The organism is Acutalibacter intestini (assembly GCF_034334985.1).
Lineage (GTDB): Bacteria > Bacillota > Clostridia > Oscillospirales > Acutalibacteraceae > Acutalibacter > Acutalibacter intestini.
This window is the reverse complement of the sequence record NZ_JAWXXL010000012.1, coordinates 37,581-49,644: the sequence shown is the minus strand read 5'-3', so window position 1 is coordinate 49,644 and position 12,064 is coordinate 37,581. Positions and strand designations below refer to the sequence as shown.

The 12,064-nt window shown below is 59.9% G+C and carries 9 protein-coding genes; all 9 read left to right on the top strand.

Annotated features, from left to right (window positions below; genetic code table 11):
- Positions 1–370: 370 nt before the first annotated feature.
- The 9 genes from U8U68_RS10595 (at position 371) to U8U68_RS10555 (ending at position 11,897) form a co-directional block, all read left to right on the top strand.
- Positions 371–1,975, top strand: a complete 1,605-nt coding sequence (locus tag U8U68_RS10595; protein ID WP_322200781.1) for a VanW family protein — start codon at positions 371–373, stop codon at positions 1,973–1,975.
- A 153-nt stretch (positions 1,976–2,128) separates the two neighbouring features.
- Positions 2,129–4,048, top strand: coding sequence for an NAD(+) synthase (locus U8U68_RS10590; protein ID WP_322200780.1), 1,920 nt, complete (start codon positions 2,129–2,131; stop codon positions 4,046–4,048).
- 342 nt (positions 4,049–4,390) lie between these two features.
- Positions 4,391–5,416, top strand: a complete 1,026-nt coding sequence (locus U8U68_RS10585) for a D-2-hydroxyacid dehydrogenase (protein ID WP_322200779.1) — start codon at positions 4,391–4,393, stop codon at positions 5,414–5,416.
- A gap of 5 nt (positions 5,417–5,421) precedes the next feature.
- Positions 5,422–6,564, top strand: a complete 1,143-nt coding sequence (locus U8U68_RS10580) for a cysteine desulfurase family protein (RefSeq protein ID WP_322200778.1) — start codon at positions 5,422–5,424, stop codon at positions 6,562–6,564.
- A gap of 454 nt (positions 6,565–7,018) precedes the next feature.
- Positions 7,019–7,708 carry an HAD family hydrolase gene (locus U8U68_RS10575; RefSeq protein WP_322200777.1) on the top strand — a complete coding sequence of 230 codons (690 nt, stop codon included), beginning with the start codon at positions 7,019–7,021 and terminating at the stop codon, positions 7,706–7,708.
- The gene (gene thiI, locus U8U68_RS10570; RefSeq protein WP_322200776.1) at positions 7,705–8,880 is read left to right on the top strand and encodes a tRNA uracil 4-sulfurtransferase ThiI; all 1,176 of its coding nucleotides are present in this window, start codon (positions 7,705–7,707) and stop codon (positions 8,878–8,880) included. The genes U8U68_RS10575 and thiI overlap by 4 nt, the downstream gene beginning before the upstream one ends.
- Before the next feature lie 163 nt (positions 8,881–9,043).
- On the top strand, positions 9,044–9,913 hold the full coding sequence (locus U8U68_RS10565) for a GNAT family N-acetyltransferase (RefSeq protein WP_322200775.1): 870 nt from the start codon (positions 9,044–9,046) through the stop codon (positions 9,911–9,913).
- Between the two features lie 5 nt (positions 9,914–9,918).
- On the top strand, positions 9,919–10,647 hold the full coding sequence (locus U8U68_RS10560; RefSeq protein WP_322200774.1) for an alpha/beta fold hydrolase: 729 nt from the start codon (positions 9,919–9,921) through the stop codon (positions 10,645–10,647).
- Entirely contained in the window at positions 10,644–11,897 is a 1,254-nt protein-coding gene (locus tag U8U68_RS10555) for a competence/damage-inducible protein A (RefSeq protein WP_322200773.1), read from the top strand. Before U8U68_RS10560 ends, U8U68_RS10555 begins: the two co-directional genes overlap by 4 nt.
- The last annotated feature ends 167 nt before the right edge of the window (positions 11,898–12,064 follow it).

Sequence of the window (12,064 nt, the reverse complement as noted above, 5' to 3'; positions counted from 1 at the left end):
GTTGTTATTCTAAAATATGGTAACGCGAACGCGCGTTTTTGCCCTGCATTATACCTACCTAAAAAATCCAATTGGAGAAAGCCGGCGCTTTTGCGCGGCAAAAGAAAAGCGTTCCACGCTTCAGGGCTTCTCCGGGGGTTCGTCAGAACACATTATACCATGGAAAAGGGGGTTTTTCCAGTGAATTGCGAAAGCGTAAGTTATTCGTAAGACTCCGCTGCCACCCGGGCAAAAGCAAAAAGAAGATTTCATAAATTAGCACCTTTACATTTCCAGTAGACCATTGTATAATAATATGTAAACCGGATTTGGGCAAAGAACGTTTCAAAAGGCTTTAGTGTACCCGCCCGGTGGGGGAAAGGACGTATAGATGATGAAAACCACAAAAATCGTATGGAAAAGAACCGCTGCCTTCTGCGCCGCGCTGCTGATCGCGGCGGCCTTGGGGGCTTGTTCCCAGCAGGAAAAGGAGCTGGATGGAGACGTAAGCCAAATGACCTCCTCTGCCGGGGACCCCAACCTGTTCCCAGAAGGGGCCAGTATTGGCGGTAAAAATATTGGGGGCAAGACTGTGGAAGAGGCCCTGGAAGTGGCCAAGGATGCCCTGGACGAGGTGCTGGAATCCATGGAGATCAGCGTGAAGTTTAAGGACGACACCATTTCGTTAAAAGGCCCGGACTTTGCCACCCAGGACGTTCTGGACTTGGTACTGCCCGAAATGCTGAAAACTCGCAGTGCGGAAAAATATGAGCTGCCCTTTGTCACCGACCTTTCGGACCAGGGCAAGCAGAAGCTGCAGGAGGCTGCCAAGGCGTGCCATGTCCAGGCCAAAGACGCGGCCATTGATAAGTATAATACCGACGCCGGGGAATTTGTTTTTTCCGAGGAGCAAAAGGGCAGCAGAGTGGACATGACCGCCACCCTGCAAAGCGTGCGGCAGCTGCTGGCTCAAAAGCACGGAGGGGCCATACAGGCCACCTTTGTGGAAACAGTGCCAAAGGTGACCAAGAAGTATTTGCAGGAGAATTTTAAGCTGCTTTCCACTTATAGCACAGTCTCTAACAATAATTCTAATGGGAACAGCAATATGAGCTTAGCGCTTTCCCACGTAAACGGCACCATTTTAAAGCCCGGCCAAGTGTTCTCTTATAACGAGACCATTGGCGACAGCACAGACCCCAACAACGGCTGGCTGCCTGCCGGGGGCCTGGCGGGGGGCCTGAGCGTGATGACCTATGGCGGCGGCATTTGCCAGGGTTCCACCACCCTATATAACGCGGCCATGATGGCTGGCATGGAAGTGGTGGAGCGGGACTGCCACGCGGTGCCCTCTGGCTACTGTCCCATTGGTCTGGACGCCACTGTGGACTATGGCTCCATTGACTTTCGTTTTAAAAATGTTTTGAAAAACCCAGTATACATTGCCTCTTGGATGGACGATGTAACCTTGACCGTGAAGTTTTATGGCTGCTTCCCGGAGGAGTGGGACAACATAGAGCTGGGGTCTGAACAGACCGGCAGCGAGCCCCCCAGGGGCTCGGTGGAGTTCCGGGTGGACAGCTCTTTGGCAAAGGGGCAGTTTGTGCGCAAATCCTCTGGCAACAGCGGCTATTATGCCAGCGCCTGGCGGACTTTCTATAAAAATGGCGAAGTAGTCAAAACCGAGAACCTGCCGGATTCTTACTATGGCTCTACGGGGATGATTTTCGCTGTGGGCGAGGGCACGGACACAAGCAAGATTGACACCAGCCAGAGCAGCGGCACGGTGGGCCAGGCCTCGCCCAGCCCGTCGCCCACCGCTTCGCCTACGCCGGCGCCGACCAATGAGCCCACGCCGGAGCCTACCCCGGAACCCACCCCAGAGCCTACACCCGAGCCCACCCCAGAACCCACAGAACCGCCCTACTCTGAGCCGGACCCTGTGGACCCCGGCGAGGGGGATGGCGACGGGGACAGCGGGAACGAGGACTGGTAAGGCGGGCGCGCCCGGAGCTTGATTTTGATGGATGCAAGGCGGTAAAGGGGAGGGGCTGTGCCCCTCCTCTTTTTTGAGCCTCGGGCGGAAACTGACGTTCCCGGACGGGCCCTAGTTCAACTCAAAAATTATTAGTTAAAAGGAGATGCCCCTATGCAAGACGGATTCTTTCGGGTGGCTGCGGCCACCCCCCAGGTACGGGTGGCGGATGTGGACCACAACATCTGCCAAATTAAAAAGCTTATCGAAGAGGCTGCCGCTAAAGGCTGCGGGGCGGTGTGCTTTCCAGAGCTCTCGGTGACAGCCTATACCTGCGGCGACCTGTTTTTGAACCGTACCCTCATCGCCGCCGCCCAGCAGGGCCTGGCCCGGCTGATGGAAGAGACCGCCCACCTGGATATTCTTTGTGTGGTGGGGGTTCCGGTGGCTGTGGGGGCTTCCCTGTTTAATTGCGCCGCTGTGTTCCTCCGGGGCCGGCTGCTGGGCCTGCCGGCCAAAAGCCATATCCCCAACTACGGCGAGTTCTACGAGGCCCGCTACTTCGCGCCTGCTCCCCAAGAGGGGTGGGAGGTCTCTTTTGCCGGGCAGAAGGCCCTTTTGGGCCAGGGACTGTTGTTCCCCTGCGGCAATGTGGAGGGGCTTACTGTAGGCGTGGAGATTTGCGAGGACCTGTGGGGCCCCGCGCCTCCCAGCGCCCGGCTGTGCAAAAACGGGGCCACCCTGATTTTTAACCCCTCGTGCAGCGACGAGGTGGCGGGCAAGGCCGCTTACCGCCAGGACATGGTGCGTACCTGGTCCGGCCATACCATCAGTGCCTACGTGTATACAGACGCCGGGGCGGGGGAGTCCACTGGAGACCTGGTGTTCGCGGGGCACAACATCATTGCCGAAAACGCCGGACTGCTGGCAGAGAGCGCGCTCTTCTCCACAGGCCTTACCTTGGCGGAAGTGGACCTGGAGAGTCTATCACAGGAGCGCCGCCGTTCCAATGTTTGGCAGGAAGAGGCTGATCTAACCAGTGCGTTCCAGGCGCCCTTTTTGTATGAGGAGGCTACCTTGGCCGCCTTTGTTCCCAGCCGCGCGTTCCCCCGGCTGCCCTTTGTGCCAGACCCAGGCTCCGGCCGGGAGGAGCGCTGCCAGTTGATTTTAAACCTACAGGCTCAGGGCTTAGCCACCCGGCTGAAGCATATTGGCTGCAAAACCGCTCTCATCGCCCTGTCTGGGGGATTGGATTCCACCCTGGCCCTGCTGGTGACTGTGCGGGCCTTTGACCAGCTGGGCCTAAGCCGGAAGGAGATTTTAACCATCACCATGCCCTGCTTTGGCACCACCAGCCGGACCAAGAGCAACGCCCAGCGCATGGCCCAGGGCCTGGGGGTGGGCTTTGAGGAGGTTTCCATTGAAAAGGCCGTGCGCCAGCACTTTGCGGACATTGGCCAGCCGGAGGACCGCTTTGACGTGGCTTTTGAGAATGCCCAGGCCCGGGAGCGCACCCAGGTGCTCATGGACATGGCCAACCAGCGGAACGGGCTGGTGGTGGGCACCGGGGACCTCTCGGAGCTGGTTTTGGGCTGGGCCACCTATAATGGGGACCACATGTCCATGTACGCGGTGAACGCCGGAGTGCCGAAAACTTTGGTGCGGCACTTGGTGGAGTTTGAGGCTGGCCGCTGCCAGGGGGCCCTGCGGGAAGCCCTTTTGGACGTGCTGGCCACCCCGGTGAGTCCTGAACTGCTGCCCCCCAAGGACGGGGAGATTGCCCAAAAGACCGAGGAGCTGGTGGGGCCCTATGAGCTGCACGACTTTTTCTTATACCACCTGCTGCGCCACGGCTTTGGCCCGGGGAAAATTTTCCGCATGGCCTGCCGGGCCTTTGCCGGAGAGTATGACCCGGCCACCGTGAAAACTTGGCTGCGCACCTTTTACCGGCGGTTTTTTAGCCAGCAGTTTAAGCGGTCCTGCCTGCCGGACGGCCCCAAGGTGGGCACAGTGGCAGTGTCGCCCAGGGGCGACCTGAGAATGCCCAGCGACGCCAGCGCGGCCCTGTGGCTGAAAGAGATTGACCAACTGTAAAAGAAGAGACGCGAGCGCGGTGAAGGGGCGTTAGGCCCCTTCCCGGGAGTTTGAGGGCGGGGAGCCCTCAAGGTATTGGGCGGGAAGAAGCCAGTAGACAAAAGGGGAAAAGGGTGCACCGGCGCCGCCCGGCCCAAAACCAACGCCTTTCGGTAAAGCAAAACAGCGGCCCGCTGGCATAATACCTCTTCCGTACAGAAGCCCTTTTGTGCGGCTCCAGAAACCGGAGAGCCCAAAGGCTTCCGCTGGGTAAGGCCCGCATCAGTAGAAATTTTTTGAATGCCCCAATACCTCGCCGCTGCAGCGGTTTCCCATATTTTGATCCTGAAAGGAGTTCCTTCTATGAATTCTCCCAATATCCTGGTTACTGTGCCTGTCTCGGCGGAACAAAAAGAAAGCCTGCTGGCCGCCGCCGGGCCCTGTTCTGTGCGCTTTCGGCTGGGAGAGGACTTGCCCTCTGGCCGGGGCGGGTCTCTGCCGTTTCCCCAGCTGCTGCCCGCTGACCCTCTGACCCAGGAAGATGTGGTCTGGGCCCATGCAATTTTGGGAAATGTTTCCCCCGCCCTGCTGGCGGACGCCCCTAACCTGCGGTGGATGCAGACCAGCAGTGCCGGGGTGGAGTGGTACGTTCGTCCTGGGTCCCTGCCCCAGGGGACGCTGCTTACCAACGCTACCGGGGCCTATGGACTCGCTATCTCCGAGCATATGCTGGGCGCCCTGCTGATGATAGAGAAAAAGCTGCACCTGTACCGGGACGCCCAGCTGCAAGGCCAGTGGGGCAGCCAGGGCCAGGTGGGTTCTGTGTATGGGGCCACGGTGCTGGTGCTGGGCATGGGAGACATTGGCGGGGCCTTTGGCCAGCTGTGCAAGGCCTTGGGGGCCCGGGTGATCGGGGTGCGGCGCAGCGATACCTCAAAGCCGGAGTATGCGGACGAGGTCCACCTGATGGACGACCTAGACCTTCTGCTGCCCCAGGCCGATGTGGTGGCTGTTACCCTGCCGGGCACCCCCGCCACCCGGGGCCTGCTGGACCGGGCCCGCATTGGCAAAATGAAGCAGGGCGCGGTGCTGCTGAACGTGGGCAGAGGGTATATTGTGGACACTGAGGCCCTTTGCGACGCTTTGGAGAAGGGGCATCTTTCGGGGGCGGGGCTGGACGTGACCGACCCGGAACCCCTGCCCCCCGGCCACCGGCTGTGGAGTATTCCTTCGGCGGTGATTACGCCCCATGTCTCTGGGGGCTACCATTTGTGGGAGACCCACCAGCGGATTATCGAAATTTTTGTGGAGAATTTGGGCCGCTTCCTCTCTGGCGCGCCCCTGAAAAACCAGGTGGACTTTTCCACAGGGTACCGAAAGCTGGGATGAGGGATATGGAAAAAGTGGAGCACTATTTAGACAACTCGGCCACCACCCCGGTGCTGCCCGAGGCCGCGGGCAAGGCGGTGGCCCTAATGACCCATCGCTACGGAAACCCCTCCTCTTTGCACAGCAAGGGCTTTGAGGCCAAGAGGGAGCTGGAGGCTGCCCGAGAGGCAGTGGCCTGCCGCCTGGGGGCAAAGCCCGAGGAGATTATCTTTTCCAGCGGGGGCACAGAGGCCAACAACCTGGCCCTTTTTGGCGCGGCCTTGGCCAGAAAGCGGCTGGGGAATAAGATTGTCACCACGGCGGTGGAACACAACTCGGTGCTGAACACCGTAAAGGAGCTGGAGGCTATGGGCTTTCAGGCCGCGTACCTTCGCCCCGACAGCCAGGGCCGGGTAGCGGAGGAAGCGCTCTTTTCCGCTATCGATCAGGATACTGTGCTGGTGAGCATCCAGCTGGTAAATAACGAGACCGGGGCCTTTCAGCCAGTGCAGGCCGCCGCACGGGCTATTAAGCGCGGCGGGGCTCCGGCTTTGCTGCACACGGACTGCGTCCAGGCCTTTTGTAAAACGCCTTTCTCCCTCCAAAAGCTGGGGGTGGACCTGTGTACAGTCAGCGGGCATAAGGTCCACGCCCCCAAGGGCGTGGGAGCGCTGTATGTGAAAAAGGGCACACGCCTGCTGCCCAGAGCCTTTGGGGGCGGACAGGAACGGGGCCTGCGCTCGGGTACAGAAAGCCTGCCCCTGATTGGGGCCTTTGCCCGGGCGGTGGAACTGGCCCCGCCCCAGCGGGAGACCCTGCCGCTGGTACAGGCCCTGCACCAACGGCTGTGGAACGCCCTGGAACAAATAGAGGGCGTGGCCATGAACTCGCCAAAGGAAGGGCTGCCCTATATCCTGAACTTCTCCGCTTTGGGCGTTCGGGCCGAGACCATGCTGCATTTCTTGGCGGACCGGGGGGTGTATGTGTCCTCGGGCTCGGCCTGCGGGAAGGGAAAGCCCAGCCATGTGCTGACAGCTATGGAACTGCCCCGGGAGCGGGTGGCCTCTGCCCTGCGGGTGAGTTTTTCGAGGTTCAGTGCCCAAGAGGACGTAGACGCCCTGATAGAGGGCGTAAAGGCCGGGCTAGCGCAGCTGGCAAAGGAAAAATAGACGGGAGATAGCCCCCAGCGGCATAGAGCGAAAGAGCGGGTGCAGGGGGGCCACCTCCTGCCGGGGTCCAGGGCGAGAAGCCCTGGCCGCCGGAGGCGGCCTTGACCTTAATCCCTTGCGGCGCGACAAGGCAAAAAAGAGGGGGGATGCAGCCCCAAACGGCCCCCAAAGGTGACGTGAAAGCACAGAAGCCGCGCCGCCTTATAGTAGCGCCTTTCGGCGGTAAGCCGCCGAAACAGCGGCCCCATAGATGCCAGCCCCTTAAATGTGCCCCCGCCACAACCCGGCCCGCTCTTTGGGCACGGGGCCAAAAATCCCCCAAAAGAAACAGGAGACAGGCACCGCAGCGGCCTTACTCGCAGGCAGTCACCCAAAGGCCCCGCCCCGCCCTGGGCACGGCGGCCAAAGTCTCTAAAAAGGAGCCCGTGCCCCCAAAACCAGAGAGGAGATCACCATGAAATATAAGGCCATTTTCTTTGACCGGGATGGTACCCTGGTCTATAACGACCCCGCCTGGACCGTCTTTCGGGACCAAAAGCTGAAAGAGTGGAGCGGGAGGGAATTTGACGCCAGTTACCCGTACTTTATGAGATTTTTTGACAAAGTACAGCAGGGCGGCTTCTCCTTCGCGCCCTATAAGACGGTGGAGGAAGAGCTGGCCTTTTTCCGCCAGTGGTACCTGTATGTGTTTGAGGATATGGGCATCACCGAAAAAACCGCCCAGCGGGTGGACCTGCTGGTAGAAAAGCTGTGGTATCTGAAAAAGCAGCCTTACCCGGAGACCGTGGAGGCGCTGGAATACTTTCAGGGCCGGGGCTATAAAATGGGGGTTATCAGCGACTGTCCGCCCTCGCTGGAGCTGACCCTGGAGGACTGCGGCCTGCACCGGTACTTTACCAGCTTTACCGCCAGCTCTTTGGTGGGGGCCATGAAGCCGGACCCCATCATTTTTAACGCCGCCCTAAAGGCCCTGGGGGTGGCGGCGGAAGAGAGTATTTATGTGGACGACTACCCGCCCGAAGCGGACGGGGCCCGCGCCCTAGGCTTTACGGCCTTTCTCATAGACCGGAAGGGCGGCGGGGACCCGTGGACGATCAACAATTTGCGGCAGGTTGTGGACTTTGCCGAAAGGGAGAGCTTATGAACGAAGTAATTTTGCTAAAGCTGGGGGAGATCGCCCTAAAGGGCCTGAACCGCCGGAGCTTTGAGGACGTGATGATCAAGAATATCAAGCGCCGCCTGCGGGACGCCGGGGAGTTTACTGTGGAGTCCCGGCAGTCCACCATCTATGTGGAGCCCAAGGACGAGCTAGCTGATATGGACCTAGCCCAGGAGCGCTGTGCCAAAATCTTTGGCGCGGTGGGCTATACCCGGGCCGGGGCGGCGGAAAAAAGCCTGCCCGCCATACAGCAAAAGGCGGCGGAATACCTGCAAGAGGAGCTGGAGGACGCCAGGACCTTTAAGGTGGAGTGCAAGCGCAGCGATAAGAAATTTCCCCTAAAGTCCCCGGAAATCTCTATGGAGGTGGGGGGCTATCTGCTGGAGCGGTACCCCCACCTGCAAGTGGACGTGCACCACCCCGACGTCACTGTGCGGGTAGAGGTGCGGGAGGCTGCGGCCTTTGTCCACGCGGACGCCAAGCCGGGGGCCGGGGGCATTCCGGTGGGCGCGGGGGGCCGGGCGGCCATCCTCATCAGCGGAGGCCTGGACAGCCCGGTGGCGGCCTGGACCATGGCCAAGCGGGGGGTGGAGCTGACCGCGATCCACTTTGCCAGCCCGCCCTATACCAGTGAGATGGCCCATGAAAAGGTGGTGCGGCTGCTGAAAAAAGTCAGTGAGTACGCCGGGCGCATCAAGCTGGTCACTGTGGAGCTGACCCGCTTGCAAGAGGAGATCCGGGACCGCTGTCCAGAGGACCTGGGCACCCTGATCCTCCGGCGGTATATGCTGCGGGCTGCCCAGCGCGTGGCCCGGGACGAGGGCTGCCTGGCGCTGATTACAGGCGAGAGCCTGGGCCAGGTGGCCAGCCAGACCCTACAGGCCATTGCCTGCACCGACGCGGTGGTGGACATGCCGGTGTTCCGGCCTCTGATTGGCAGCGATAAGGCGGAGATTGTGAAGATTGCCCGGAAGATAGGCACTTACGATATCTCCATTGAGCCCTACGAGGACTGCTGCACCATCTTCACCCCCCGGCACCCCAAAACCAAGCCCAGCCTGGAGCAGGTGGAGCGGGGCGAAGGGGCCATAGACGGGGAGGCTCTGCTGGAGGAGGGCCTGGCCCAGGTACGGACCACACATATCAACGCATATTAGCATAACCACAGAGTATAACTGAGCGCTGAAAGATACGGCAAAGACGCGGTTACGGCGCGTTAGGCGCCCTGCGGATTCTTAAGACAGAGCCCAAGAGTTGCAAAGTCAACGCTTCGCCCGCTGGAGGCCAAAATGCCGTTCTGGAATGAGAAAGGAGCGCTTTATGAGCCAAATCACAACAAAACAGTTCAGCATACTTAGCGACCACATGGAAGTGTACCGGTTTTTGCTGGACGTCTTTTCCCCGGACTACCGGGGCGGTGTACCCGCGCCCTTTTGGGAGTACGCCCTAGTGTCCAGCTGGATGGACAAGTCCTACCTCCACCGCTGCCGGATGTGGAAGGACGGGGAGAAGATAGTGGGTTTCTGCTTTTACGAAAACCCGGTGAGCGACATCTATTTCAGCCTGCGGGAGGGGTACGAGGCCCTAGCCCCAGAGATGGTGGAGTACGCCCAGAAGAATATGCCCCAAACAGACAGCCAGCAGACCCTGGTGCTGGTGGGGAACCAGCGGGAGTTCGAACAAGCGGCAAAAGCGGCGGGCTTTGCCAAAGCTGAGGGCTATGAAAACCTGGTGTACGACTGTACGAAGCCTCTGGACTACCCCCTGCCCCCAGAGTTTCGTTTTACAGAGATGGGCGGGGTGGACGTGGCCAAGGCCTGCGGGTGCTGCTGGAAGGGCTTTGACCACGAGGCGGAAGAGGGCCCCTGGAACGGGGAGTATGAGTATGCCTACGACCTGGTGAACGCCCCCCACGCTACCCCCCAGTACGACGTGGCTGTAATGAATAAGGCCGGAGAATACGTGTGCTACGCCGGGATGTGGTGGGTGCCGGAAAACAAGCTGGCGTATCTGGAGCCCTTGTGTACTGTACCAGATTACAGGCATAAGGGCCTGGCCGCTGCGGCGCTTTCGGAGCTATGGCGGCGGCTGCGGCCCCTGGGGGCGGAGGTTATGACCGGCGGGGGGAATCCCTTTTATAGGAAGATCGGGTATGAGAAGGGAATTCCCTGGACCTACTGGAGGAGGTAAAGCGTGTGGATATCAGCCTGCATTACCGGGAAGAGGGAGCGGGCTGGCCCTCTATCCGAGAATCCGTTCTGATTCTTTTGCACGGCAACGGCCAGGACGGCGGCTATTTCCGCCACCAGATGGAGTTCTTCTCCCGCCGCTGCCGGGTCATTGCGGTAGACACCCGGGGCCACGGCAGATCTCCCCGAGGAACCGCCCCCTTTACCATGGAGCAGTTCGCGGGGGACCTCAAGGGGCTTCTGGATGAGATGGGTATTGAGGCCCCTATCCTTCTGGGCTTTTCCGATGGGGCGAATATTGCCATGAAGTTTGCGCTTCAGTATCCGGGCAGGCTGCGGGCTTTGATTCTGAACGGCGGGAACCTGAATACCCGGGGAATCAAGAGGCGGGTGCAGCTTCCCATTGAGCTGGGGTACCGGCTTGCCAAGCGGTTCGCGAGTAGGTCGGAGGAGGCACGGCGCAACGCGGAGATATTGGGGCTGATGGTCCATGAGCCAAATATCGAGCCCCGGGAGCTGGGAAACATTTCGGTCCCGACGTTGGTTGTCGCCGGGACCAGAGATATGGTAAAGACAGCCCATACTCGAGAAATCGCCGCCCATATTCCCAACGCCCGGCTGGCCATCCTGCCGGGGGACCACTTTCTGGCGTCAAAGAAACCGGAGCGGTTTAACCGGGAGGTGGAGCGCTTTTTGGATGAAATATTGAAATCGGAAGGAAAGATGATAGGATGAACGCAGAAATAATTTCCGTGGGCACCGAGCTGCTTTTGGGCGCGGTGGTAAACACAGACGCCGCCATTGTGGCCAGGGCCCTTTCTACCCTTGGAATCGACCTGATGCACACCAGTGTGGTGGGGGACAACCCCCAGCGCCTAAAGGAGGCGGTGGAGGGGGCCATAGCCAGAAGCGATCTGCTTATTATGACCGGGGGCCTGGGTCCCACCACCGACGACCTGACCAAAGAGACCACCGCCGCCGCGGCTGGAAAAAAGCTGGCGCTCCATGAAGAGAGCCTGCGGCGTATTGAAAATTATTTTAACGAGAAACACGTTAGCGAAAACCAGGCAAAGCAGGCTTGGCTGCCAGAGGGCTGCACGGTGCTGCAAAATGATAACGGCACGGCCCCAGGCTGCGCTTTTCAGGCGGAGAATGGCTGCGCCATTATTATGTTGCCCGGGCCTCCCAGCGAATTGGCCCCCATGCTGCACAACTACGCCGTGCCTTATCTTAAACAGAGGCAGGAATACACCATTGTCTCACATAACGTGCACATTTACGGCAGGGGTGAGGCTCCGGTAGCACAAATGATGGACGACCTGATGAACGGTGAAAACCCCACCCTGGCCCCTTACGCCAATGAGGGCGAATGCTACCTAAGGGTAACTGCCAAGGCCCACACCACCAAAGAGGCGGACCGGCTGTGCCAGCCCTTAATTGACGAAATCAAAAAGCGGCTGGGAAACTTTGTGTACAGCGTGGATGTGGACAGCCTGGAAGAGCTGGTGGTGGGGCTTTTGGCCCAGCAGGGCAAGACCCTGGCCACTGCGGAAAGCTGCACAGGCGGGCTGCTGGCCAAGCGGATTACCGATATTTCCGGGTCCTCGGCGGTGTTCCATATGGGCTGCGTCACCTACGCCAACGAGGTGAAGGAGCAGCTGCTGGGGGTGCCCCACGAGATCCTGGAGGAGCATGGGGCCGTCAGCCAAGAAACCGCCCGGGCCATGGCAGAGGGGATTGTCCAGGCCAGCGGCAGCAGCCTGGGGGTGGGCATTACAGGCATTGCCGGGCCGGAGGGCGGTACCCCAGAAAAGCCCGTGGGGCTGGTGTACATTGCCCTGTCCGACGGAAAAAATACCTGGGTGGCAAAGCGCCGTCCCCTGGGCCGTACAAAGGAGCGGGCCTGGCATAGGCACTGCGCGGCCAGCCAAGCCCTGGATATGGTGCGCAGGTATTTGCAAGGCCTGCCGGTGGTGGAGCTTTAAAGGCAACCCCGCACCATTCGCGGGTGGCGCCTTAAGCACCGTCTTGCTTGCAGATTTTCCGTGATAGCGCACAGCTTTCGCTGGTCAATGGTGAGATGGACGGCGCTCAATCTGTACCCTCTGAAGAAAAATCTGACTGCGTAATACGGTACTTAGAATTGTGCGGT